Here is a 24,962-nt window from a genome sequence, read left to right as displayed (position 1 = left end):
ATACTTAGTATTGATAATTGGAAGTAGAATTGTTGTCCATGTTTTTTTGTCTTTACAAACCATTTAAAATTATAATATATTACACATATGATTAATAACAAAGAAAAGTTAATTGAAAGTATTTTTCTATACTTAAGGAAAAATGATCTTGATGGTCATACAACTCTTTATACTATTGAAGAATGGAAAGAACGTGGGGAAGATTACCTTAATGATAGTGAATTTGTAATAATTTCTGAGGGAGGCCTTTACTCAATACTAAATTATGGTGATTGTGAGGATTTTTATGATCTCATTGAATCATTTGGATACTTCATAGAAATGGGACATAGTTGGAGTTATGGGTTTTATTTTGATAATAAAATTTCAGGAAACGATACTTCAGATGAAAAAACATATTCAGAAAAATTGAAAGATGAGAGATGGCAGAAAAAAAGAGACAAAGTCAAAGAAAGAGCAAATTATATGTGCCAAGATTGTGGAAGTAAAGAGGCTTTGGAGGTTCATCACTGTTATTATAAGTTTGGGTTAGAACCGTGGCAATATCCGTTTGACTCCTTAAGATGTTTGTGTCGTGATTGTCACAAAAAAAGAGGAAAGATAGAAATGGAATTAAGAGTTAGAATGGCTGATTTGACATCTGATGAATTAATGATAGTTTCAGAATTTATTTATGGTGGTATGAAATATTATCCGATTCGAAAAATTTCTGAATTAATTGAAAGGCTAAATATTAATGAAGAAGATTTAGAAAAAGAATTGAAAAACGAAAATATTCTCCCAAAAAAACACATTTAAATTCTCACCCAACACAACTCCACCCCCATAGACGCTCTCACGGCGTCTTTTCTTTTTAACAGCATTTTAATACTAATCCGCTGAATTTTTACCACTTACGGCACGGATATTGCTGCATATATAACAAGAAATCCCTGTAAGAGATGAATATTTACTTGTATGATTTTGATAATTTCCGTACAGAAAAGCATTCTTACAGCAGGGAAGCAAGGTTTTACCTACATTATATAAGTTCTGACTGATAAGAAATCAGTATTTACTAACAGGAAATGAATTCTTACTAATAGGAAAAGGATTCTGACCAACAGGAAATCAATCTTGACCAACAATAAATGGATTCTGACCGGTAAAAATTCATTTCCTGGAAGTAAAAATCTATAAAATCAATAGGAAATTAAAAGTTTAACAGCAAAAACACAATTATTATGAGTGAAAATCTAAATCAAAACGGACAAAATTTGAATCAGAATGACCAAAATCTGAATCAAAGCGAGCAAAATCCAAATCCGAAGAAGCGAAATGTGCATATTTCAATGGAGGAATGGATTCAGCGAATGCGATTGGCATTTTCTAACGAGAAAGTCGTAAAACCTTCTCTATCAAGAAAATGACCTCCTTCAGGTAACCGAATAAATTCGCACTTGAGAAGTTGTGAAAGATTATCACTAAATTGCTGAGGCACAATAGTATCGTCTAAGGATGAAATAACTATTGCTTTACCGACTTTGGGTTCGTTTTTGCGTTGATCAAATTTTTCCATAAATGGATTTAGAGATGCTAATTCTTTTGAAACAGGCTCATAAAACCCTGATACTAAAACCATTACTTTCACAGAAGCTTCTATTTCAGAAAGAAAATTAAGTGTAGTAATTACTCCTAAACTATGGGCTACAATGACGGTTTCATCATTAATTTTCACCTCTTTTTTCATTTTTTCAAGCCATTCTTCCGATTTGGGCTGGGCAGGTGTAGGCATTACCAATCGATGTGTTTTAATCCCTTTGTTTTCAAGCTCTTCACTAAGCCATTTAAACCAATGACTATCAATGGAACATAATAGCCGTGAACAATATATACCTGTTTTTCAGGCTTTTTAATCTCTTTTTTTTGGGCATAAGTAATTGTACTTAAAATAATTGCCATAAATATAGATTTTCTTTTCATTTTTAAACAAATTTAATAATTTTATATAATGGTAATCGTTGTTTCGTTTTTTTTGTAGGTTGATTTTCATCCTTTTCATCTCGGTAACCGATTGCCACGGCGAAAAGGGTTTTGTATCCTTTTTCTATACCTAAAATTCGGTCGTATTCTTTTGGTAAAATTCCCTCCATTGGTGTGCTATCAATTCCCATTGAAAAACAAGCACTTAAAAAGAATCCCAACGAAAGATAGACCTGACATTTAAGCCACGATTTTATTTCCGTTTCGGACTTCATTTTCACAAACTGTTTGTAATAATTCACGGCACCTTCGGGAAGCGAACTTTCTATTTGTTTCTCAAAGTCAGCTATTTCATCAATTACTGTAAACACTATCAAATGGGAACATTGCATTATCCTTTCTCGGTTCATCATCGAAACTTCTGCCAATTGGTTTTTGATTTTTTCATCGGAAACGAAAACAAATTGCCAAGGCTGACTATTGATAGACGATGGAGAAAGTCGTAAAATCTGTTGTAATTCAGCAATTTTGTCTGCTGAAATTTTCTCGTTGCGATATATTTTTGTAGTATATTGATTTTTTGCTAATGTTAAAAATTTCATAGTTTTATATTTAAAATTTAGGGCAAAAATAGAATCTTTGTATATTTGCGTCAAGTATATACTTTTTAGTAACCTACGCACCAAAAAGAAACTATTATTGATAATCAATATTTTTTGAATTAAAATAAAATGAAAAAAGATAAAACAGCCCCCGTTTGTTCCGTAGATTACGCCTTCCGCAGGATTGGTGGCAAATATAAAGGACGCATTTTATGGTATTTGCATAAAGATAGCGTGCTCAGATACGGAGAGCTTCGTAAGAAATTATCCGACAGCACCACTAAAATGCTCACACAAACTCTTCGCGAACTCGAAGAAGACGGACTTGTGCACCGTGAAGTCTATCACGAAGTGCCTCCCAAAGTGGAATATTCACTTACCGAAATGGGCAAGGAACTCATTCCGTTTATTGACCATTTACGACAATGGGGCGAAAAGCAAATGGCAAAATCGGAAGAATTTTCCAAAAACGCTTGTTCTTTAAACAATTGATTTACATAATAAACACGAAAACGCCCCAACTAAGGAGCGTTTTTCATTGTATAATGATGTTATTTTTTTATCATTTCAAAATCGTATTATTTTTCATATTTCTTCTTGTTATCCATTTAATAATGGAAACATACATAATCGCTTGAGGAACAGATATTATATAGCTTAGATAAAAAGCTGACCACCAATTGTTTCCATTAAAAATAATACTATTCACCAAGCAAAGTGGTGTGGCTATGAAGAACACAAACAGAAGTGTTTTTTTAAATTCTTTCATTGTAGATTGTTTTTTAATTTGTTGTAAGTCCACCATCCACAGCAAATATTGCCCCTGTAATCCAATTGGCATTATCCGAGGCAAGAAAAACAGCCATTTTACCAATATCTTCCACATTTCCGATTTTTTCAAGCGGATAAATACTTTTTACCATTTCGTGAAAAGCGACTTGCTTTTCGGTTGGTAAACTTGCCAAATTACGGTCAAACTGTGGTGTGGAAATACTGCCCGGAGCAATGGCATTGACCCGAACTCCCAGATTTCCAACTTCAAAAGCCAAAGATTTTGTAAAAGAATTTATTGCACCCTTGGTTATAGAATATGCCGTAGTAGTACGCCCCACTAACATTCTGTGTGCAAAATAAGACGAGATATTGATTACATTCCCTTTACTTTCAACAAGTTGAGGTAAGAGCTTCTGTGTCAGCAGATAAGGAGCTTTTACATTGAGGTTCAAATGCAAATCTAAAAGAGCTTCATCGGTTTCAGAAAAGGGTACAAACTTCCCAATTCCTGCATTATTGACCAAAATATCTACTTTTGAGAAATGCTTTGTAATTTCTTCTGAAATCCAAGTAATTTGACTTGTATCATCTAAATAAGCTGATATTAAATGAATTACAATAGGATATTTTGCTAATTGTAGTTTCGCTTTCTCCAGTTTATCTGTACTTCTACCTATTAAGACTAAATTCGCTCCGTTTTTAGCAAACTCTCGGGCAATTCCTAAACCAATGCCATCACTTCCGCCTGTGATGACTGCATTTTTATTTTTTAATAATTTCATTGTGAGTTAGTTATTATTTTTAATTCTCCAAACATCGTGTAGCCATTGCTCTGCGTGTCGTTGTCTTTTAAACATATTCCATTTGGTATTTCTTTCAAAAGCTTGAACAGACCCGTCAAACCCGACATATACCCACGCATAATCGTCTTTTGAAGCACGATAACATTTGTATTTCATTACGGCAAGCGTAGTTTCTTCTCCGTTAACCAAAATAACATCATCGTGTCGGTCAATCCATTGATTTTTAAGTTCCCCCGCTAATTTGGCATCTACCTTTTGTAAGAATTTTTGTGAAATTTCTTTGGCTTTTTCTTTAGTGGGCAGGTTAGTGTTGGCATATTTTTTATCCATATTGATAAATCCTAAAATCGTTTTATCAGATTCCTGCACCAAAAACGAAAAATGTTCGCCACGCATTCCTTTATTTTCTGTCTTTTCGTAACGAAACAAATAAGCCGCTACCTTGTCGATTTTGACTTTTTCTGCCGAATGAAATTGATATTCTTTCGGGATTTCAATACTTTTTTGAAAAGCTTCCAAATACGGTTTAGCCTGTTCCAAGCTGACTTTCTGTGCGTTTGCTTGATTAAAAAATGTACTCATAACTGTCAAAATTAAAATTAGATACTTCATTTTCTTATCGTTTTAAATTGTTTAAAAATAGCTTCAATTGCAAATTATTCACAATTGCAAAATAAAGGCTTTATTTTTAAATATACAACAATTATTGAAAATTATTTACAATTTTATTTTATTAAATACTGATTATAAAACACTTAAATATTCAATCAAGTAATGTATTTGTAAAACATACTCAAACAAAATATATTTGCAACATCTTATGTTAATAATTTCAGGAAAATGGAAGAAAATAAAGACCTTTGTTTTGATTTTGAATTTTTGGAAAAATTAGTAGTAGGTATCGGTGAAGTGTCGCAAATTACAGGCATTCCTACCCGACAAATCCGCTATTGGGAAGATAAAGGCATCATCAAAAGTCTGACCGAAGAGGAGGGTAAAAACCGCCGCTACGATTACCAAAACATCAAAAAAATGCTCCTCATCAAGGAACTTTTAGACGAAGGCTACACTCTTGATGCCTCGGCTGAAAAAGTTAAAAAACGAATGGAAATGATTAGCGAAATGCTCGGAAAATTGAAGAAGTAATCAGAATTTCAAATGCTCTTTTCAATTTGACTGATAACAAAAAACTACTGAAATTTGTGCCAAAAATCATCATAAGCAAATGAAAAGTGATTCATTTATGAAAAATAGTACTCCTCAAAAGCTCCTTTTTTTGACGCTCGCCGTATTTTCATTACTCCCTTGGGTTTCTTCACCCATCGCTTTGGCATTAGGAATTGCTTTTGCTTTTACACTGAAAACACCGTTCCCGCTTGCTAAAATCAATCCTACCATTCATCGATTGTTAAAATTTTCTATCATAGGATTAGGGTTTGGTTTACAACTAAATGAAGCTCTGAACGCGGGAAAAAGCGGATTTTTCGTTACCGTTATCAGCATTTCTTTTGTGCTTACAATGGGTTGGCTGCTGCGTAAATTCTTCAAACTCGACAAAGTACTGGGCTACCTCATCAGCGTTGGAACGGCAATTTGTGGAGGAAGTGCCATTGCGGCTGTTTCGCCAATTATCAAAGCCAATGGGAAACAAATTTCGGTGGCTTTGGCGGTTGTTTTTACGCTCAATTCCGTTGCCCTTTTCATCTATCCTCCTGTGGGACATTTACTTGGACTCAGTCAGGAACAATTCGGATTGTGGTGTGCCATAGGTATTCACGATACGAGTTCGGTGGTGGGTGCCGCCAATAATTATGGCGAAGAAGCCCTGAAAATCGCCACAACGGTAAAATTAGCTCGAGCCCTTTGGATTATTCCGTTGAGCTTACTTACAATGCTGATGCTCAAAGACAAAAGCAATAAGATTAAAATCCCTTGGTTTATTGGCGGTTTTGTATTAGCCATATTGATAAATACATATCTTCCTATTCCTGAAATAGTTATAAATACAATTATCTTTGCTGCAAAAGCAGGATTGCACCTTACGCTTTTTCTTATAGGAAGTACACTTTCTCGCGAAACACTACGCAATGTAGGTATAAAACCCTTGATTTTCTCTGTTTTACTATGGATTGGGATTAGTCTTTTAGGGCTTTTAATGGTGTGTGAAATGAGCTAAGCTTTTGAATATCCTCAATTTCAAGTGTTTTTTTTATTTGCATCCAAAATATCCTGCACCTGCTTCATATGTCGCTGATTGTGGTAAACTACAAATTGCAAAGTATCGCCCAAGCGAAGACGCAGGAATCTGGAAATGGAAATTTTGGTCTTGCATTTAGTCAAATCTACGGTGTGGGCTTTTTGTAGTAAATCAAGGAGTTGGTTTTGCTGACGGATAAAAACTTCTAAACAATTCTTTGTAAGCCTACGCCCTTTGGGATTCATTTTAGTAGCGGTTTTCATTTTGTTGAGCCGAGGTTTAGGTTGAATAAGTTTCACAAAATAATTGCCTAAAAATCCGCTTTTGAACAGGTTGCGGTTGCTTTCATCAGCTTTTGCTATACACGAAGCTATTTCGGGCAGATAAAAATTTCCGTACAAATTCAAGTGTTCGATACATTCCAAAATACTCCAAGCATCATCACTGGGGCTATGGCTGAACTCTGTTTCGGATTTTAGTAGCAGTTCTTCTGCAAAGGTTTTATTTTCAAGCGTTATCTGCGTAAGCGTGTCTAACAATTGTTTTCTATCCATCTTTTTTGAGGGCAAAGGTCAGCAAAATGGAGGTGCTAAATCTTGATTGGCGTCAATGTTTTTTTTGAGTCTGGAAAATGTCTCTTCGGTCATTCCCAAATACACGGCGATATGCCTGTGCGGAATTTGCTGAAAAAGTTGGGGATTGCGTTTCAAAACCCGCTGGTAGCGTTCTCTGGGCGAGGGTAAGAGCAAATCTTGTTCACGTTCCAATTGGTCAACAAGTAGTTTTTCTAAGATTTTGGTATAAATCCACAAGTTTTCGGAAGATTTTTGGACAAATACCATAAAATCCGACTTAGAGACCACCGCCAAACGACACTTTTTGATTGCCTGAATATACAATTTTGGATTTCTGTTCCGTGATAAAAGAATCCAATGCCGTGATTACATCATTCTCGTACCCGAACCTTAGTATTTTCTCTTCATTTTCGGTAAAAAATCCGATTTTCAAACTTCCCTCTTTCACAAAATAAATATGCGTATCTTTCGTATCGGGCGTTTTTAAAAACGCTCCTCTTGGGATAACGATTTCCTTGTTTAAGGAAAAATTTTCCGTAAAAATCGTATGGAGATTCATTTTCGATTAGCTGTTTTTTTGCAAAGGTATCAAGTTTTGAATGGTTTTGAAATCAAGAGATTAAATATTTCAGTATCTAACAAAAACGATTTACTTTTGCTGAAACCTCAAAATTTAACATATTGATTTTATTGCTGTTATGTTTTAGTCGAAAATGAGTGTTTTTCAAATGTACCTTTCAAAAAATTCTCGAAATAAATCAATCCTGTTTCATCAATTATATGTGCCAATTTATAATCCGCAAAATGAAATGTACCAATTTTCAAAATGAAATGTACATTTTTTGAGGATTTTGTAATACACCAGCAAAGATATACAAAAACGTAAAAACACGGCTAAATTGCCGTGTTTTTTGTTACAACTCATAATTCGCTGTCAGCACTTCAATACGCTTTTTACCAGCGGTTTTGCTACTTCCCAAATGCAAGGTGATTTCCTTTTGATACCAGCCAAACTCCTTTACGCACTTCAATAGCTCGTTATTCTGATACGAACTTAATAAAAACTTCCCCTTAACCTTTGATAATGCGTTAAGTAAGTCGTTAAAATGCTCTTGCGTGTAACCGCCATAATGCCCTTGGTTCGCTCCAACGTAGGGAGGGTCGCAATAAATGAAGCTGTTAGGGCTGTCGTGTGAAGAAATCACTGCACAGGCATCGTTGTTTTCGATTTGGACGTGTTTTAGCCTTTTGGAATAACTTTCTGAAAACTCTAAAATCTTGTTATTTAAGTTTTTGACATTTTTACCCGTACGCTCAAATCGACAGTTTAATATTTGGTTAGAAAACCCACAGTTGGTAGCATACCAAAACGCCCACGCTCTTTTCACAGGCGAAAACAAAAAAGGCGAATGATAGATTACCAATGCCGATTTGTATGTCTCTCTGCTGACAATGGTTTTCTCAACGAGTGATTTAAGAGTTTCAAAATCTGACTTTAATACTTCGTAAAAGTTCACGACATTAGCGTTAAAATCGTTGATAATTTCCGCCTTTGCGGGTGGTTTTGCCCAAAACACGGCACCGCCTCCGAAAAAAGGTTCTACATAGATATGATGCTCCGGAATGAGTGGTAAAATATGAGGTAACATCGTTTGTTTCCCTCCGTAGTAACTTATTGGCGTTCTCTGCCAACTTTTTGATGATTCGTTTTTCATAATATTAGATTTTTAGTACTTTTGCAATTCTCAGGACATAAACATAAAAGCACAAAGGAACAGAAGACATATTTGTCCTCCGTAGCCTTTGTGCTTATGTTTTTAAATGTCCTGAGAAAATATTTAAAAAACGGAGGACATTTTTTAAGTCTCGCCCTCCTTGAGACTTCATTTAAACACTCTTTAAAAATCGTTTAAATCCAAAACGTTTTCTCGTTTTCAAATACAGCAAATCACTTTCATTGGCGTATGCCTCCCGCTCAAAAATTACGTTTCGGTAGGCTTTATCCCAGTTGCGATATTTTCTGTACTTCGACAAAAAATCAATGAAATACCACAGATAAAAGAAAATCACCAACAATTCAGCCTGTTGTTTTAAATGGATACGCTCGTGATTGACAAGTACCTGATTTTTCTTGTCTGTTTCATCCCGCAGAAAAATGAAAGGGTACAAGGTTATCGCCCGATACCCTTTCGGGACAAGCCATTTACACACTCGTATCATCTTCCTGAGGTTCTTGAGGTTCGGGGTTCATAATGCTTTGGCAGACATTGTAAATTTCATCATAAACAGGAGAATCACTTGTCCGATAAGCGTTATTTTCCACATTAAACGCTTCACCATACACAGTGCCCCTAAATGCTTCTACGCCCGTAAATTCGGAGCTTCCTTGCGTAACTCGTTGCACTGAAAACGCAACAGCTTGTACTTGTCCGTTTGCTTTGTCATAAGCAAATGTTACGGTATTGTTCTTGATAATTCCCTTTGCCGTGATGCTTTCCCTACGACTTAGGATTTCTAAGTTTGTTTTGTTTTTTTTCATTGCTCTATTTATTTAATTTATTCAATTCCTCTATTATTATTTCTTTTAATTCTTTTATCAAAACGGGCGACCTACCTATGAATTGTCGTTTTGGCAGATTATATCGCACGGTGCGGGTAAAAGCCCGTACGTTTTGCTCTTTGCCTCTGTGTTTGCCTTTTTTGATTTTTCGTGTAAAGGCTTTTACGTTTTGCACAGTCGTTTCATTGCTCCCTGAGTTATGGTATTTCATATAGGAAAAATCACCGCCACCCACACTGATAATAGCTTTATATGGCTCCGAATGGGCTTGAATGCTGTTTTTTCCTTCTCCCGAAGCTATCAATAATTTCTTTTTGTTATTGGTGTCTTTGCGGGGTTTCCACGGCTCTTCAGTTTCACCTTGCCAAGCCTCTTTTTTAAAGTTGTCTAATACAAAATTTCGGGCGGTTATAGCCAACATTGGCGGAATATCATCCCTTATCTTTTGATTTATAGTCTCCATTATTTTGTTAAAGTTTCCTGAAAATGTAGCCATAGTGTTGTTATTTTGAATTTATGTTGTATCTTTGCATAAATATTTGGTGGGAACCCCAGACGTAAGAGCTGGGAACAAGTTCGCACCCCCCCGAGGGGCAAGTTAGTTCGCTAATTTGCCCCTTTGTTATTTAAATCGAGCGGTATTAACTCTTAATATCCGTTTGTCATACATTATAAACGTAATGGTTTCAATATTCTTTGCCCGCCCTTGTTTAAAGGTTGCTTTCAATGCTTCAAAAGCATCACGGTTGGACGTTAATTCTTTTGTAAACTGAATAATAACCTCCTTTACCCCCTGTCTATTTGCTTCCTTCAAGGCACTTTGAATAACATTTTTTCCGTTACTACTTTCAGCTACTTTTACGTCTGTATATTGAGACATTTTTAAATTGAACGCATCGGGGTTGGTTTGCCCGTCTTCAACAATGGGCAACATTCTATATTTTTCGCCTTGCTTTGCAAGAAGTGTTAAAGCCTCTTTATTTTTAACAAATTCACTCTTTTTCTGTTTGTTTTGTTGCCCTTGTAATGTTTCGAGTTTATAGATTTCAACAACTCCCTTACCTATTTTATGTACTTCAAAGTCAATACCTTCATAACGTTTGTTTCTTTCGTTTTCCTTATACAACGAAGGAGCTAAAATCAATACATCATTGGGGGTATTGGCGATATAGCTGTTTTTTTGGGTAAACACTTTTCCTGTGATACCGGGATTATTTTTAAATGCATCCGGTATATCAGGAACTGCATAACTTTCCGTAGGCACCCCTTTTCGTAATTGCCGTACCGTAGTACGACAATTAAAGTGGTTTGGTGGAAAATAATGCTTAAGCATTGGGTCATCTACTGAAACAATAACACCGTGCAAAGGCTTGCATATATCCGACGTATGCCCGTCCATTACTACATCAAACTGTAAAAACGGAAACAGGTGCTTGTACTTCTGAATATCCGCCCACAAACTTGCATTTTGAGCACCTAAAACAACCGTGTTATATTCGGTTTTCAAATAACGAATGGAATTGCCAACCACCTTTTGGGCTTCCCGCTTAAAATCGTTCCAGTTCCGCAGTGACCCGTCGGGCTTTAAGAGCAAATTGTTGAGTGCGATGTTGTCATTGTAATTCTTGGCAACGGAAAATTCCCAAACATTTTTTTTCAGAAACTCCCGCATTTTATAGTCAGGCGTGTCGTAACCGCTCTCATCAAAAGCCTGTTCAATGGCTTGTTCCCTTACGATAGGCTCATAAATGAGTTCATCGGGTAACCCTTTATTTTTATAGATAGAGCGAACTAAATACAACCAACGTTCCGATAGTTTGCTAAAAAAGTCCTCCAAATCATCTGCAAACGACAATTCAGCGTGTGAATGCCCGCAACATAGCGTTTGATATTCCCTTTCAAGTTCTGACCAATTTAGCTCCTCGTATAGCTGAATTTCTATCGAGGAGCGCCAGCGAAAAAATCCAAAAACTGCTCCCAGTAGGATAGCTTCTTGGTAGTTACTTTTCGCTGTTTTGGTTTTTGTTTCTCATCACTCGGTTCTTCGTCTTTGTTACTTGTCACTTGAGTTTTCCCCTTGGGAACGCCAAAGGTTTCATACCAATAATTTTCATCTATCGGCACAATGGCATTGACACGCTCGGCGATTTCCAACTGTTCTTTTTTGGTCAGGTTCTCGCTTTGCTCAGCAAAATGAAACCATCCGCCTGTAACGTCATACCCTCGTTTTGCGAGACGTGGTAATACTTCGGTGTTGAGAATACGCTGTACAAAACGGCGGTCGGCTTTGTTAATATCGTCTTCGGTTTGGGCGTGAACTTTGCCTTGCGAGTAGCTACTACCGTCCTTTGTCGTCATTGTTTGCCCCAACACGGCAATAAGCATTTGTTCATCACATTTGTTGGCAAACCGCTCGTGTATGTCAACTGTTCCCGTGCTTTGCGTTCCAATGGTTTTCACGTCGCTGTTTTTGCTCATCGTCATACTTCCCGAACCTCCCCGATTTTTAAAGGCGTTTTCCATTTCGGCACGTCCGTTTTCGTCGTCGGGGTCATACAAGCCCACCAGCGTATCAATCCCGAAAAGTTCGCAATATTGGGCAAAATCGCTCATTCCGTTGCGTTTAAAAATCGCATACGGAGCGGTTTTGACAAACAAACCTAATTCCCTTTCTTTTCCCAGCGGAAGCAAAAAATCGTTGCCCTCATAAGGGATTCCGTCAGTATCCGACAACGATTTTAAAATAATTTTGTCTTTGACGTTGAAATGTCGGCGGTCAAGGGAAACCACTTTGAACCCGTCGGAAAAATCGAACTCCAAAACCGTTTTCGGATAGAATTTCGACAATAAGATTTCCCGCAATAGTTCTTCAAACTCGGGCGTATCTATTAAATCGTCTATCTGTGGAACGTTCTTATTGCCTTTGGAAAACACAATTTCGGCGTTGGTAATTGCCATTATCCGCTTTTCAACGGCGTTGCTCAAAACGGGGTCAAGTAGCAAATCATCAAAGAGTTCGACAAGTTGCCACACCCGCCCATAATCCGCTGAACGAATGGCATTTCGCCACTTGTTAATATCCTGCGGGGTTCGTACAGGCGGGCGATAGGTTAATATGCTGTGTATTTGTTTTGATTTATTCATTACGTTTGTTTTAGGCAATAGGGGTTAGGCAATAGGCAATAGTGATTAGCGTATAGTCAAAAGCCTACTGCCTATTGCCTTTTGCCTATTGCCTTTTGCCTCCATTAAAAATAATTCGCCCGCTTGGGGTTGCTGTGTAAACTAAATGATTTTGAGTTACTTTTATCGGCTTCTATCTTTACGGGCAGATTGGCGGGCATTCCTTTATAAACCGCCGTGAGCCAATCCACCGCTTGTTCATACCTATATTTTTTATCGGCATAATCAACGGACGGATTCGCCAAGCCGATAAGCTCCCACACGGCTATATCTTTCACGATTTTAAGGAGTAGCGGATTGCGGTCGCTTCCCGTTGTGCTAAAAATAGCCTCCACGTCATAGGCTTTCATCAGCTTGCTTTTGGCAAATTCAATTGCCGTATCAATCGAAGCCAGTGCAATGGTTTCATCGCCTTGGATAATCGCCTGCAACTCGTGAGCATAGGCGTGGGTTTTGAGTTCGGTTATTTCTAAGTACATAGTTTAGGCATTAGGGAATAGGGATTAGGCAGTAGCTCTATTGCCTTTTGCCTAATGCCTATTGCCTCATTTATCATTTCATCATATATTCAATCAATTCCTCATCGGATTCAAATTCTTTCTCTGCTACGGAGGTTTTACCTTGTTCCACTAATCGGGGAGCATCGGCAAGCATTAAGGTTAGTTCAGTAAAAGGCATTTGTAGAATGTCTTTTTTGCTCCAACCAGTTTCTTTAGCGATGTGGAAAATCAGCCCGAAAACGCTATGAAAGCTCTCACTTTTTAACTCGTTTTCTCGTTTTGGCTCAGCATCGGTGCGGTTATCCTCCGCTCCCCGATGTATCTGATAGTAGCTATAAAATCCTGCACACCGCCGTGAATGACAATGAGTTGAAACAGATAAAAGATTTCTTCCGCTGACAGGCTTTTACGCAACACTTTGGCAAGTCGTCGGGTTTGCCAACCCTCTTTGCCATTGCGGAGTGTTACCGCCAAAATCAGACTTACCGTCTTTCCGTGCGACGCCATTACACCCATTGCTTCGGTTGTGCCGACCTCCTTTCCGACGGGAGGAATGGTCAAATACAACCGTGCCACTTTTAGGAGTGTTTCCAACGTCGGGGCGGTCAAAATCAGCGACTTTTTTCGTTTGAAAATCCAAAGAAAAGGGGCAAGGAGCTGTATCCTTACCCCCTTTTTTAGTAGCAGATTTGCCGATTGAAATTCAGTGTTTTGACCCTCCATTATTCAGCTTTTGAAACGATTAACACAGCTGGTTTGCCATTAGCCGGAGACACAGGTTTAATTTTCAAACGAAGTAGTAACACTTCCTCACGCTTAAACTCTGCATCCAATTTTGCCAACACAAGGCATTTCGGGAAGCGGAATTTTACCCCTGTACGGGTTTCAAGCTCAACGGACTTATAGATGTCTTCGCCTGTGGTGGACTCGCTCCAAACTTTGAGTTGCTGGCTGTCCTCTTCTATTTGTGTTACGGTCCCGCCTTTGAGTTTTTTCAGCGTTTCGGGATTGTAATCAAACGTATCCACTTCGATAGTTTTTTCACCCTTTTCGCCTTTAAAAATTTCGATGGGGTCGTCCTCTTGGTCGCAGTAGAGTGGTGTGGTTTGGGTTTCATCCTCCGAGATTTTGCAGGTATCTCGCTTGGTTCTTACGAGTTCCTCCATTTCGGAAGTTTTGGGAGCGGTGCCGTCTTCTTTGACTGCTCCAAAACGTAAGGCTTTCAGCCCGAATGTTCTAATTTCTTTTGCCATTGTTTTAATCTTGCTTTATGCGGTTGGCTTCTGGCTATTAGCTAATCGCCAACCGCTGGTTTTACTTTTTCTTGTTTTTATCCTTGTTACTTGGTTCTTGTCCCTTGTTACTTGGATTTTCGTCCTTGCCACTTGGTTCTTTATTCACATCGCCCTCATTGAGTTCGTCATTACCTTCGTCTTTGGTTTGCCCTCCGTTGTCGTCTGTTTCTTGCTCCTTGTTACTTGGATTTTTATCCTTGTTACTTGGTTCTTGCACAAACCTTTCAAACTTGGTTACTTTTTTATCTTCAAGCGTTTTGGCGTGTTGATTGGCGTCGTGTTCACGCTCGTAACCGATGCCATCCGAAGTGATATATATCTTTTTCAATGTTGGATGTACTTCAAATATTTCCTGTGCTTCTTGCTCTAATGGTTTCATAATTAAAAATGAATTAAATTGTACGATAGACCTACGCCAATGTACGGGGCTATTTTTAGCGGATTGTTCAGCGTAACTCCGTATCCGCCTTGTAATGCCAGAGCCATTTTTGAAGGTGGTTTTTCAGCAATTTGAAAGGTTTGCAGACCGTGAATTTTTACTCTTGGGTCGTCCGAAAAAACATCAATGTAATGCTTCTTAACGCCCCCAAACCAACGCTTATCGGAATAACGTACTAAATTCAAATTCACGTCGTAATCAAGATTAACGATGTCCGAGCGAGGGTTATAAGTGAGTGAAAGCCACTTGTCTTTGTAATGTTTATCCTCGTTTTGGGTAGCTTGCAATTTGAGTTGTGCGGTGAGCTTTCCGTTAATTTTGCTTACCTGATTCATTTTGTCAATGGATATTCGCAACGCCTGTTCGAGGCTGTCAGCATAGCTTTTAGTTATTGCCAATCGTTTTTCGGTAGCATTGTCCCTGACAAATACTTCTTTGAACACCGTATGCGGAACGCTATCCCGTACGTATTGGGTTACGATTCGGGCTTTCCCGCCAAGTTCTACCAATTCGGCAATCCGTTCGTCGGATTTTTTCTTGTTTAGCCACTGTCGCCAATTGAGCGAAAGGCTGGTTAGGCAGACGGCTATCAGAACCGCCAAAAAGACTTTAATTCTCATCTTTAAATCAATTTTAAATGTTATTTAATAGGCTTTTCAGCCAAAATTTTACTTACCAAAGGTTTGGTTTGTTGCATCATACTATCGGATTGCCTCTTGTAACTATTCGCCTCATTCTTGTAGAAAATCAGCGATTCGTACAGCCTTATCCGCTCGTTGCGTTCGGTGATGATTACCTCATAAAGGCGTTGTTTTTCAGCTTCGCATTTGTCGGCAATCACTTCCTTACGATTGTACAGATGCCCTATAACAGTTGAAAAAATCAATAGGAATCCGATAAGCAGTGCAATCACTACCGCCCTTGGGTATTTTTGTATATCCGTAATTTTAAACGGTTGCGGTAGTCTCATTTTCTTTTAAGTTGTTAGTAGTTAGGTAATAGGAAATAGTTTTTTTAGTATTTTTTGCCTATTTACCTTTATAAATGTTTTTCTCGGGAATACCGATACTTCTTAGCCACTTCGGAACATCAAACGAAGGACAGGCTTTGGCAGTAAACTGATTGTGTCCGGCAACTTTCACATCGGGATTTTTACTTACAAAATTTCTCACGAATTTTGCTAAAGCCTCCCGCTGTGCAGGCGTTCGGGTATCTTTTGCTGTTTGCCCGTGTGGCTCACACCCGCCGACATAGACGATATGACGTGCCACGCTGTTGATACCTTTTGCTCCGTTGGTAATTTCCCATTCGTCCACAAACGCGTCTTCGTTGTTGGGAACTAAACGCTCAATCGCTCCGTTTAAGTGAATCATATCGGTATAACCTACCTGCTTCCAGCCTCGCCCTTGTGGCTTGGGTGATAAGTGCCACTTCCGAATCTCATCGGACGATACTTCCCGACCTTCGGGGGTTGCCGTGCAGTGGATAACCAAGTACAACAGTTTCTTTTTCATAGCTTTTTCTTTTTGAGACATTAGGGGTTAGGCAACAGGCAATAGAATTGTGTCGCACCAACTATTGCCTAATACCTTTTGCCCATTGCCTATTACACTGTTGCTTGTTTGATTGCCAACAATCCGGCTACATCGTTACGCATTGCACGTCCGCCACAACGCACCAAGAAGGAATAAATGTCGCCGTAGTAAGTTGGGTCGGAAATGTTGTCAAACATTTCTACTTCGCCCATTGCACGGCATACGCTGTCCTCGTGCCAAGCCAACGCACACGCTACATCGGTAGCGGCTCCCACCGCCGTAAATTCTTTTTTCGCTCCGTTGTTAGCATAAACTCCCACACGGCTACGCATCAGAATTTGGAAACCATACAGTTGCCCTAAAACACCCTTTTGCACATTCGCCGTATTATGGAATGCCATTGCTTCTTGCGTGGTCAAGCTATCCAATAACTGCCCGTACATTTCAGCATCTACAAGCAAATAACGTCCTGTTTGTGGCACGTTTTGAGCATTGAACTTAACCATTGCCTTACGTACGTCCTCTTTGGTAAAGGCTTTTCGGTTTCCTGTTGCTGATGGGCTGTGAGCGGTTACAGCCTTGCCCGAAGTTTCAATGGTGTGGGCGTTGTCAGGTAGCCAACTGAACAAAATCGCCTCACTGGCTCTGTTGATAAGAGCGGATTTGTCCTGACGCAAAACGCTTGTGCGTTTGTCGTACGATAGCTCCACCGTGTCGGCGTGCGGAATACGAATTGGATTGGTAGTGAACTCATCCAAGTCAAATTTCAAATCCACATCAGTACGTGTGTTTACCTGTGCTGGAAATGTGGTTCGGTTTTTCTCAACGCCTGACGGAGCTCCCGCATTGGGTATATGTACCGATTTGCCCTGATTGACAAATACATCGGCGTTGTACGATTTTGATACGAAACTATCATCGGCAAAAAACGCCTCTACAATAGCCTGTATCCAGATTTCTTTTTGAATTGCCATTTTTATTGATTTTTAATTGATTACTAATTTAGTGGTTAGGGATTAGCGTATAGTGTATAGTGGTCAGTGATTAGCAATTAGTGGTTAGTTCTCTGATTGCTAATAAACTAATTGCTATTCGCTATTCGCTAACTCCTATTCGCTAATTCGCATTCGGTTCTTTCCCAAACTTAGCTTTGAATTTTTCCGCATAAAGGGTAAAATCATTTGCTTTCAGATAAGCCAACTTGCCTTGTTTGTCAAGTTCGTCCCAGCTAAGCTTTGCCAACTCACTGGCTGAATCGCCTTTGTTGATTTGGTCATTCACAGAAGCGTGCGGTTTGAGCCCAGCCAACAACTTCATCGCTTGGGCGTGGTTAGCCTTTTGGAGTTCCTTAACCGGTTCCGCTCCGTCGGCATCAATGCGACCGTCTTTAATGGCTCTTTCCAACTCGGCTGAAAATTCAGCAGTTTGGCGTTGGGTCTGTGCCTCTCGTAGGTTGGTCACTTCGGTTTTAAGTTGGTCCCGATCTGCGGTTACCGCCGAAAGATTGGCAATGGTGTCTTTTATTGCCTCTTTTACGGCATCCTCATTGGCATTATCTGCCAATTTTAACAGTGATAAAATTTCTTTATTCATTGTATTATCAAATTTTAAATTACTATTTTGGTGAACACTTAAGCATAACGCTTGTATTTCTGCCTCGGTATAAGGTTTCCCCTCGGCGTGATAAAGAGTTATGGCGTGAGCGTTGCTGGGAACGGCTACGATGGAAGCCTCTAACAACTCACATTCAGTTAGTACCAATTTGCCGTTTTGGAGCTGCATAGCTTCTTTTTTGAATATAATTCCAACGGAAGCCCCTTTGATTTTTCCTCGCTGTACCTTACGTACTACTTCCTTGCCTTCGTTATCTTCAGTATCAAAATCAGGCTTAGCGTATAGCTTCCCGTTTTCTTTTCGTAAGTCTTTCCACGAACCCAAAACATCCTTTGTGTCGTTTCTATGATTATTTAACATCACAGGATTGGAATTGAATCGTTGGAGGTTTATTCCTTCAGTAAGTACGTGGAAGCCATACGAATTGGCTACACTCTCATCACTCAATATAAATTCTAACTCGTTGCTCATTGTTTTGATAGTTTGTAATTCGACATCGGGAGTACCGATTTTCGTTGGTGCAAAATTGTGGCGGGTTTTTCATCCTGAAAAGTTGGTGATTTTTTTTACCCTTAAAATGGGGGTAAAATACCGTTAAAATAGGGGTAAAAAAATTCGTCAGTTTTAGTAGGCTATTTATATGAAAGACTTTTGCAGTGGAAATAACACTTTTGGCAGTTGGCTTTTAGCTATTAGCCAATCGCCAAAAGCTAAAAGCAAAAAAAATGGCAAGACTAACAAATGACGAGAAACAACGATTACAGGAGTACGCTAAACTCCTCTACGTTCGTGAAAACATCACCTCACAAACGGAATTGGCTCAAAAGGTGGGCGTTACGGTCAAAACCATTGCCCAGTGGATAAATGATGGCAATTGGGAACGCTACAAGCGTAATTTGGTGCTGACACGCAACGAACAAATGGCATTGCTGTTGGAGGAGTTGGAGGAACTTAACAGCGTAATTCAAAACAAAGAACAGGGCAAACGATATGCCGATTATAAAGAAAGTAACATCCGTCGAAATCTGATTAAAGACATCAAAGAGTTGGAAACCAAAGCAAGCGTAAGCGAGGCAATCAACGCTCTTACGGGCTTTTTGAATTTTATGCGGTCGCAGAACTTGGAAAAAGCCCAAGAGGTATCGCACTGGGTGGACGTGTATATTAAAGATAAAATGAAATAAATATGAAACTATCCGCAGACGACAAAAAAGCCTTTGGACAATGGCAGGAATTTTATAAGAATTTGTTGCGTGAGGATACCGTTGATTTAAACGAAAACCCCATTGCTAAAGCCGAACGGATTAAAAAATTAGAAACCGACCCCGAGGCGTGGTTTAAATATTACTTTCGGGAATATTGCACCGCAGAACCCGCTGATTTTCATAAAAAATCAACCAAAAGGGTACTGGGCAATTCCGAATGGTACGAGGTGCGGGCGTGGTCTCGGGAGTTGGCAAAATCGGGACGTACAATGATGGAAATTGCTTATTTGGCACTCACGGGCAAAAAGAAGTTTGTCATTTACACGTCGGCGACCAAAGAAAGTGCCGTGCGGTTGTTAGCACCGCTCAAACAAGCCTTTGAACAAAACCCCCGAATCAGTAACGATTACGGCGAGCAAGCCAATTGGGGCAATTGGGCAGAAGACAATTTTTTGACCAACAGCGGAACGCTTTTTTTGGCTATCGGTGCGGGGCAGTCGCCACGTGGGGCAAGGAACAAAGAAGCCCGCCCCGACGTAATTGTGGTCGACGACTTCGACACGGATGAGGATTGCCGAAACCCCGACATTGTGGACAAAAAATGGGATTGGTTTGAAAAAGCCCTTTACGGAGCAAGGTCTATTCATAAGCCGTTATTAGTGATTTTCAACGGAAACATCATTGCCGATTATTGTTGTATCAAAAAAGCCATTGAACGAAGTACGCATCACGAAATCATCAACATTCGTGATAAGAACGGCAAAAGTACGTGGGCAAGTAAAAACAGCGAAGAACACATTGACCGAGCGTTATCCAAAATTAGCCAAAAAGCCGTACAAGGCGAATATTTTAACAATCCGCTAACTATCGGTAAAGTATTTAAAGAGTTGAATTACGGTAAAGTTCAACCGCTCAGCAAGTACAAATTTCTAATAGCCTATACCGACCCGTCCTACAAAAAGAACGGCGACTACAAGGCAACGGCATTGGTAGGCAAATACAAAGACGAATATCACGTGCTTTGGCTTCGTTGCCGAAAAACGTCCATCTCCGAAATGGTAGAATGGCAATTCGACGTGTTGAATTTCGTAAACGGAAAAACGGCGGTGTATCTATTCATTGAATATCCGTGGGTGGACGAACCGCTGAAAATGGAAATCAAAAAGGGCGAACAAAAGCACAACCTAACACTTCCGCTTCGTGCCGATGACCGCAAAAAGCCCGAAAAGTTTTTCCGTATCGAAAGCACGTTAGAACCGCTCAACCGAAACGGAAAACTCATCTTTGACGAACGTTTAAAGGATACAAAAGATATGAAAGAAGTTGAGTTTCAGTTTTTAGCTTTATCACCCAAAAGCCGAGCCAATGACGATGCCCCCGATGCCGTAGAAGGTGCGGTTTGGAAAGTCAATCACAAAAACAAACAAGACGTTGCCCCGCCTAAAATTTGGGCAAAACAAACCAATAAAAACAGATACTAATGCAAGATTTAGACCCTATTGAAATAGAAGTGGCTATGAAAGTGACAAAAGCCATTGATGACAGCCAAAACTTGGATGGTTCCTTGAAAGATTTAGACAAGTCCGTTGAGAACGTAAAAAAGAAATTTAAACAGAAAACGGAAGAACTAAACAGGAATACCCAAGCCAAAAAAACACAAACACAAACCACTCGACAACAAACAGAAGCTACACAAAAACAAACCCAAGCCACAAAACAACAAAATGATGCTTTAACCAAAAGCACACATAAATTCAACTCCTTAGGCAATTCCGTGAACCAAATCACACGGGAGTTGCCCGCCTTTACGTATTCGGCACAAACGGGATTTATGGCGATTGCCAACAACATTCCCATTTTAACCGATGCAATGGCGAAACTCCGTGCTGAAAACGAAGCATTAAAGGCTTCGGGGCAAAAGACAACGCCCGTGTGGAAACAACTCATCGGTTCGTTATTTAGTTGGAACTCCTTACTATCGGTGGGGATTACCTTGCTAACAGTTTATGGCGATGAAATAGGTGAATGGCTCATAAGTTTATTCAAAGGTGGAAAAGCATTAGATGAGGCAAAAGCCAAAATTGGTGCGTTAAACGAAGCCCTAAGAGATAATAGTGTGCGAAAAGGTGTACAAGATTTATTGCATTTAGAGCAAACTTTAAAACTCACAAAAAAAGGGGTATTTTCAAAGCAAGAGGCTCTGAATCAATACAATGACACCTTAGGGCAAACAGTAGGAAAACTAAAAACCTACGATGAATTAGAAGCGTGGATGGATAAGCATAAAAATAGATATATTCAAATGATGCTCTACAAATCTGCGGCTAATAAAATCTTAGAAAAAGCGACAGATGAATTGCTTAAAAAGCAAGATATATCCCAAAAAACGGCAAGGGAAAGTGCTTCCTTTTGGGATAAAGTCATAGCGAGTATGACACACTCAGCACCTTCGGGAACGGCTGGGTTACCCTCCACACATAATAATTCTGATTTCAATGCGTATTTAAAAGATGTTGATAAAGCAGGGGAAGAACGAAAACAAAAAGAACTCGAAAAAGCAGAAGAGCAACTCAATGAATATCAAAAAATAGCGAATGAGTTCTTAGCAGAAGTGAAAAAATTAGAGCAAGAAATGGGATTCAAAGGGAGTAAAACAGATAGCTCTAAACTCGAAAACGAATACAAAAAACTCCTTGAAAGAATCGCCGAACTTGACAAAGAATACAGCAAACAATCCTTTGACAAGCACGATATGGAGGTACAAGCCCTCAAAGATAAGTTCGCAAAAGTACGTACATTGGTGGAAGAATTTAACAAAAAAAGTAAGCTGAAAATCGGAATCGACCAACTTAACACATTGGAGGACAAAGCCGTTGAAACACTCAAATATCGCCACGAAACGGAAAATCTCAAAAAAGAACTCAGCAAACAAAAGGAGTTATTCGAGGAGTACGAAGCCTACAAAACTAAGGTAGGCGAAAAAGAAGCCAAAGAACGATTTAAAAACGATTTAAAAGGCGTTGAAAGCTATCGTAAAGCGTTGGAAGAGGCGATTACCAAAACCAATGCCGACCCCGATAGCCCTCAAAAAATGGAACGTCTGCGAGAACTTCAAGCAATGTTACTTCTCGCCAACGAGGAGCAAAATAAACGAGACCGTAACAAGTTCGCCGACCTTTTAGAGGAATACAAAGGATTCAATCAGAAACGTATTTCCCTTGAAACGCAGTATAACAATGATATTTCATTATTGGAACAGCAACGTAATGAAGCCAACGCCGATGCCGTGAACGAAGCTATAAAGATGCGTAAAGCCAAATATGAAGAGGATTTAAGTAACTTACAAGCTACCATTTTGCAAAGCTCGGATTTCTATCAAAAACTGTTTTCCGACCTATCTCAAAAAGGATATAAAACACTCCGAGACTTCGCAAAATATACCAGCGAGGTACTAAACTCGGCAAAGACGTACAACACTACGAACGGCAAAACAATGGTGCGTATTGAGTACGACCAAATCAACGAGCAGGGCGAAGTGGTCAAACGGGTAAGTAATATTACCATTGCCGAATTTGAACGCATCAAAGCCAAAGCAGAAGAACTCAACAGAATCTTACGGGAGAAGAACCCTTTTTCCAGAGTGGTAGATTCCTTTAAGGAAATCATAAAATCAGCAAAGGAAAGCGACACAGACGGGCTTACTACTTCTTTGAATACGTTAGACCAATCCGTTAAAATGTCCATCGGAACGTTTAAAGATTGGGGCGATAGCTTATCAGCAGTGTTTGGCGATGGCGTACGTGATGCGATGGATAACATCAGCAAACTTACCGGTGGAGTGTTTGACTTGGGCTCGGGGATTGCTCGGATAGCTTCGGGAGATATTGTAGGCGGAATTACCAGCTCGCTCAGTGGAATTGGTTCCATTTACAAGCAGCTAACAGGTTGGCGACAAAAAGCCCGAGAACAACAGGTAAAAATGATGCTTGCCGATATTGAAGCCTTGCGTACCATTCGTCAGCAAAATTTAGCCTTGAAAGAAAATGTCCGTGAACTTTCGGTATATAACAACCAACTGGAACTCCGCAATAAACTTATCAAAGATGGAGTAATCGCACAAGACGGAATACAAAACAAATTTCGCTATGACTTACAAATGCTTCAAGAATACCAAAAGGAAGCGGAAAGTTCCGAAAAAACGCAAAAAGAGCTTTATAACAGAATTGCTGAATCCAGATTTGACACGGGTAAAATTAAAACAGGTTCATTGAGTTCAATACAAGTACACGAGATGATTGGAGGTAGTATGGAGGAAATGAAACAATATTACCGAGAGCTAATAAAAAACGGCGATGAAGCATACAGACCCATTTTTGAGCAAGTTTTGGAAATGCTCAATAAATCGGAAACGATGGGCGATTATTTTCAAATGCTCAATGAACGTGGATGGTTGCACGGCGATGTAAAACAGTTCTATGAGCAATGGAAAAAAGCAGGAGAAGACGTTGAAAAATTACAACAAAAATTTGCTGACCTAAAGAACGAAATGCGACAAGTGGTAATGGGTGAGAACTTCGACGGTTTCGTGAATAATTTCGCTAATGCCCTTGCCCAAGCACAGGGTAATGTTGCTCAGTTTGCAGAGTTTACCGAAGAAAAAATAAAATCGTCCCTATTCAATGCCTTTAAGTATCAATACCTGCGTGAACAATTAAAACCCCTATACGAACAAATGGGCGACCTGCTCAACGAGGGCGTGGACACCTTAGACAAGGATAAGATAGAGGCAGTAAGTCGGCAGTTTGAAAATACGTTTAAAAATACCAACGCCAAATTAGAGCAACTCGGAAAGCAACTCGGTACTAATTTATATGACAATAAAGGAGCGGAAGCCTCCCGCAACTCCCTCAAAGGTGCTGTCAGAGGCATCACCGAACAGCAAGCCGACCTATTGGCGGGTCAATTCGGAGGACTTCGGTTAGCACAATTGGAAACCAACAAAATCAACAAACAAGGATTTGCCGAGACAATGGCACAAACCAGCAAGATGATAGGCATTCAGTTGGAAATTCAACACAATACAAAACGTACTGCTGATAACACCGAAGCAATGAAAGAGAGTTTAAAAAATATTGAAACATCGGTTAAATCCAATAAAAATGACCTAAAAGGTAACGGAATTAAACCGTAGTGAGGCAATAGGCAATAGTAGGGGCGTAATGCTTACGCCCACCAAAAGCCAACAGCTAATTGCTAATCACTAACCACTAATCCCTTAGCAAAATGTACAACGACAAATTAAACAACAAAAACCTTTGGACTGAATTTCATTGCGTTATTCAGACCAACACTGCCGAGCTTCTTACCTTTCCCGAGCGGAAAGAAAGCCTTACGAATGACTGGGCGGAAGAAAACGGCAAAGAATACGACTTGGAAACTCCCAAGTTTCACGATAAAGAGGCTACCCTCAAATGCCTTTTTATCGCCGAAAATGAAGCGAAATTTTGGGAAGGCTACAACGCTTTTTTTGCCGAATGGCAGAAAAGCGGTTGGCAGAACCTTTACATTGATGACCATTCCAAAACATACCAATGTTTTTACAGAAAAACGGAAAATTTTGTAAAGCTGACAAAACGCATCAAAAACGTGAGTAAAATCATCGTGAGTTTTGAAATTAATTTAGTGGTCAGCGAATAGTGAATAGTGGTTAGCAATTAG

33 protein-coding genes are annotated in these 24,962 nt (G+C 39.3%); 8 read left to right on the top strand and 25 right to left on the bottom strand.

Annotation, left to right across the window (positions count from 1 at the left end):
- Window positions 1-87 precede the first annotated feature (87 nt).
- Window positions 88-798 (top strand): HNH endonuclease, encoded by a 711-nt coding sequence (locus GN105_RS09405; RefSeq protein ID WP_155285144.1) that lies wholly within the window; start codon window positions 88-90, stop codon window positions 796-798.
- Between the two features lie 423 nt (window positions 799-1,221).
- Here GN105_RS09405 and GN105_RS09400 read toward each other — a convergent pair whose 3' ends face one another.
- From GN105_RS09400 to GN105_RS09390, 4 genes are read right to left on the bottom strand one after another with little or no spacing between them, the layout of a single operon-like run.
- Window positions 1,222-1,365, bottom strand: a complete 144-nt coding sequence (locus GN105_RS09400) for a hypothetical protein (RefSeq protein WP_155285143.1) — start codon at window positions 1,363-1,365, stop codon at window positions 1,222-1,224.
- Window positions 1,346-1,795, bottom strand: a complete 450-nt coding sequence (locus tag GN105_RS09395) for an RBBP9/YdeN family alpha/beta hydrolase (RefSeq protein ID WP_262884843.1) — start codon at window positions 1,793-1,795, stop codon at window positions 1,346-1,348. The genes GN105_RS09400 and GN105_RS09395 overlap by 20 nt, the downstream gene beginning before the upstream one ends.
- Window positions 1,774-1,962 carry a hypothetical protein gene (locus tag GN105_RS12995; protein ID WP_227977359.1) on the bottom strand — a complete coding sequence of 63 codons (189 nt, stop codon included), beginning with the start codon at window positions 1,960-1,962 and terminating at the stop codon, window positions 1,774-1,776. The genes GN105_RS09395 and GN105_RS12995 overlap by 22 nt, the downstream gene beginning before the upstream one ends.
- Before the next feature lie 2 nt (window positions 1,963-1,964).
- Window positions 1,965-2,564, bottom strand: coding sequence for a nitroreductase family protein (locus GN105_RS09390; protein WP_155285142.1), 600 nt, complete (start codon window positions 2,562-2,564; stop codon window positions 1,965-1,967).
- 129 nt (window positions 2,565-2,693) lie between these two features.
- On the opposite strand from GN105_RS09390, the gene GN105_RS09385 reads away from it, so the two are divergent.
- Window positions 2,694-3,056: a winged helix-turn-helix transcriptional regulator gene (locus GN105_RS09385; RefSeq protein ID WP_155285141.1), complete on the top strand. Its 363-nt coding sequence runs from the start codon at window positions 2,694-2,696 to the stop codon at window positions 3,054-3,056.
- 290 nt (window positions 3,057-3,346) lie between these two features.
- Here GN105_RS09385 and GN105_RS09380 read toward each other — a convergent pair whose 3' ends face one another.
- Window positions 3,347-4,120 (bottom strand): SDR family NAD(P)-dependent oxidoreductase, encoded by a 774-nt coding sequence (locus GN105_RS09380; protein WP_155285140.1) that lies wholly within the window; start codon window positions 4,118-4,120, stop codon window positions 3,347-3,349.
- Window positions 4,121-4,126: 6 nt separating this feature from the next.
- Window positions 4,127-4,723 carry a hypothetical protein gene (locus GN105_RS09375; protein ID WP_155285139.1) on the bottom strand — a complete coding sequence of 199 codons (597 nt, stop codon included), beginning with the start codon at window positions 4,721-4,723 and terminating at the stop codon, window positions 4,127-4,129.
- Window positions 4,724-4,981: 258 nt separating this feature from the next.
- Between GN105_RS09375 and GN105_RS09370 the strand changes: the two genes are divergently transcribed.
- Window positions 4,982-5,287: a MerR family transcriptional regulator gene (locus tag GN105_RS09370; RefSeq protein ID WP_155285138.1), complete on the top strand. Its 306-nt coding sequence runs from the start codon at window positions 4,982-4,984 to the stop codon at window positions 5,285-5,287.
- Window positions 5,288-5,384: 97 nt separating this feature from the next.
- Window positions 5,385-6,317: a YeiH family protein gene (locus GN105_RS09365; protein ID WP_155285137.1), complete on the top strand. Its 933-nt coding sequence runs from the start codon at window positions 5,385-5,387 to the stop codon at window positions 6,315-6,317.
- 20 nt (window positions 6,318-6,337) lie between these two features.
- Here GN105_RS09365 and GN105_RS09360 read toward each other — a convergent pair whose 3' ends face one another.
- The 19 genes from GN105_RS09360 to GN105_RS09280 form a co-directional block, all read right to left on the bottom strand.
- Entirely contained in the window at window positions 6,338-6,892 is a 555-nt protein-coding gene (locus GN105_RS09360; protein WP_155285136.1) for a DinB family protein, read from the bottom strand.
- An 18-nt stretch (window positions 6,893-6,910) separates the two neighbouring features.
- On the bottom strand, window positions 6,911-7,180 hold the full coding sequence (locus GN105_RS12990) for a cyclic nucleotide-binding domain-containing protein (RefSeq protein WP_227977358.1): 270 nt from the start codon (window positions 7,178-7,180) through the stop codon (window positions 6,911-6,913).
- Between the two features lie 10 nt (window positions 7,181-7,190).
- Window positions 7,191-7,472 (bottom strand): cyclic nucleotide-binding domain-containing protein, encoded by a 282-nt coding sequence (locus GN105_RS12985; protein ID WP_227977357.1) that lies wholly within the window; start codon window positions 7,470-7,472, stop codon window positions 7,191-7,193.
- 355 nt (window positions 7,473-7,827) lie between these two features.
- Window positions 7,828-8,628 (bottom strand): DNA adenine methylase, encoded by an 801-nt coding sequence (locus tag GN105_RS09350; protein ID WP_155285135.1) that lies wholly within the window; start codon window positions 8,626-8,628, stop codon window positions 7,828-7,830.
- 172 nt (window positions 8,629-8,800) lie between these two features.
- Window positions 8,801-9,133 carry a hypothetical protein gene (locus tag GN105_RS09345; RefSeq protein ID WP_155285134.1) on the bottom strand — a complete coding sequence of 111 codons (333 nt, stop codon included), beginning with the start codon at window positions 9,131-9,133 and terminating at the stop codon, window positions 8,801-8,803.
- On the bottom strand, window positions 9,117-9,452 hold the full coding sequence (locus tag GN105_RS09340; protein ID WP_155285133.1) for a hypothetical protein: 336 nt from the start codon (window positions 9,450-9,452) through the stop codon (window positions 9,117-9,119). The genes GN105_RS09345 and GN105_RS09340 overlap by 17 nt, the downstream gene beginning before the upstream one ends.
- 4 nt (window positions 9,453-9,456) lie before the next feature.
- Complete coding sequence (locus tag GN105_RS09335; protein WP_155285132.1) at window positions 9,457-9,969, bottom strand: hypothetical protein; 513 nt, start codon at window positions 9,967-9,969, stop codon at window positions 9,457-9,459.
- 126 nt (window positions 9,970-10,095) lie between these two features.
- Window positions 10,096-11,328 (bottom strand): phage head morphogenesis protein, encoded by a 1,233-nt coding sequence (locus GN105_RS09330; RefSeq protein WP_155285131.1) that lies wholly within the window; start codon window positions 11,326-11,328, stop codon window positions 10,096-10,098.
- Between the two features lie 83 nt (window positions 11,329-11,411).
- Window positions 11,412-12,617, bottom strand: a complete 1,206-nt coding sequence (locus tag GN105_RS09325; RefSeq protein ID WP_155285130.1) for a phage portal protein family protein — start codon at window positions 12,615-12,617, stop codon at window positions 11,412-11,414.
- Window positions 12,618-12,721: 104 nt separating this feature from the next.
- Window positions 12,722-13,135, bottom strand: a complete 414-nt coding sequence (locus GN105_RS09320; protein WP_155285129.1) for a DUF1320 family protein — start codon at window positions 13,133-13,135, stop codon at window positions 12,722-12,724.
- A 73-nt stretch (window positions 13,136-13,208) separates the two neighbouring features.
- Entirely contained in the window at window positions 13,209-13,334 is a 126-nt protein-coding gene (locus tag GN105_RS13085) for a hypothetical protein (protein WP_262884842.1), read from the bottom strand.
- 83 nt (window positions 13,335-13,417) lie between these two features.
- The gene (locus GN105_RS09315; protein WP_155285128.1) at window positions 13,418-13,879 is read right to left on the bottom strand and encodes a hypothetical protein; all 462 of its coding nucleotides are present in this window, start codon (window positions 13,877-13,879) and stop codon (window positions 13,418-13,420) included.
- Window positions 13,879-14,409: a hypothetical protein gene (locus GN105_RS09310; RefSeq protein ID WP_155285127.1), complete on the bottom strand. Its 531-nt coding sequence runs from the start codon at window positions 14,407-14,409 to the stop codon at window positions 13,879-13,881. Before GN105_RS09310 ends, GN105_RS09315 begins: the two co-directional genes overlap by 1 nt.
- Before the next feature lie 61 nt (window positions 14,410-14,470).
- The gene (locus tag GN105_RS09305) at window positions 14,471-14,830 is read right to left on the bottom strand and encodes a hypothetical protein (protein ID WP_155285126.1); all 360 of its coding nucleotides are present in this window, start codon (window positions 14,828-14,830) and stop codon (window positions 14,471-14,473) included.
- 2 nt (window positions 14,831-14,832) lie between these two features.
- Window positions 14,833-15,510: a DUF6808 domain-containing protein gene (locus GN105_RS09300; RefSeq protein WP_227977356.1), complete on the bottom strand. Its 678-nt coding sequence runs from the start codon at window positions 15,508-15,510 to the stop codon at window positions 14,833-14,835.
- Window positions 15,511-15,530: 20 nt separating this feature from the next.
- The gene (locus GN105_RS09295; protein WP_155285125.1) at window positions 15,531-15,860 is read right to left on the bottom strand and encodes a hypothetical protein; all 330 of its coding nucleotides are present in this window, start codon (window positions 15,858-15,860) and stop codon (window positions 15,531-15,533) included.
- Between the two features lie 58 nt (window positions 15,861-15,918).
- Window positions 15,919-16,404 (bottom strand): N-acetylmuramoyl-L-alanine amidase, encoded by a 486-nt coding sequence (locus tag GN105_RS09290; protein ID WP_155285124.1) that lies wholly within the window; start codon window positions 16,402-16,404, stop codon window positions 15,919-15,921.
- 92 nt (window positions 16,405-16,496) lie between these two features.
- A complete protein-coding gene (locus GN105_RS09285) occupies window positions 16,497-17,399 on the bottom strand; it encodes a phage capsid protein (RefSeq protein WP_155285123.1) in 903 nt (300 codons plus the stop codon).
- A gap of 142 nt (window positions 17,400-17,541) precedes the next feature.
- Window positions 17,542-18,510 (bottom strand): HK97 family phage prohead protease, encoded by a 969-nt coding sequence (locus GN105_RS09280; RefSeq protein WP_155285122.1) that lies wholly within the window; start codon window positions 18,508-18,510, stop codon window positions 17,542-17,544.
- A 254-nt stretch (window positions 18,511-18,764) separates the two neighbouring features.
- Here GN105_RS09280 and GN105_RS09275 point away from each other — a divergent pair, with 254 nt between their 5' ends.
- The 4 genes from GN105_RS09275 (at window position 18,765) to GN105_RS09260 (ending at window position 24,941) form a co-directional block, all read left to right on the top strand.
- The gene (locus tag GN105_RS09275) at window positions 18,765-19,223 is read left to right on the top strand and encodes a transcriptional regulator (protein WP_155285121.1); all 459 of its coding nucleotides are present in this window, start codon (window positions 18,765-18,767) and stop codon (window positions 19,221-19,223) included.
- Window positions 19,224-19,225: 2 nt separating this feature from the next.
- Entirely contained in the window at window positions 19,226-20,725 is a 1,500-nt protein-coding gene (locus tag GN105_RS09270; protein ID WP_155285120.1) for a hypothetical protein, read from the top strand.
- A complete protein-coding gene (locus GN105_RS09265) occupies window positions 20,725-24,435 on the top strand; it encodes a hypothetical protein (protein ID WP_155285119.1) in 3,711 nt (1,236 codons plus the stop codon). Before GN105_RS09270 ends, GN105_RS09265 begins: the two co-directional genes overlap by 1 nt.
- A 92-nt stretch (window positions 24,436-24,527) precedes the next feature.
- Window positions 24,528-24,941 carry a hypothetical protein gene (locus GN105_RS09260; protein WP_155285118.1) on the top strand — a complete coding sequence of 138 codons (414 nt, stop codon included), beginning with the start codon at window positions 24,528-24,530 and terminating at the stop codon, window positions 24,939-24,941.
- Window positions 24,942-24,962 lie beyond the last annotated feature (21 nt).

The organism is Capnocytophaga felis (genome assembly GCF_009684755.1).
Lineage (GTDB): Bacteria > Bacteroidota > Bacteroidia > Flavobacteriales > Flavobacteriaceae > Capnocytophaga > Capnocytophaga felis.
Note: the sequence above shows the minus strand (reverse complement) of the source record. Positions and strands in the feature narration are given on the sequence as shown.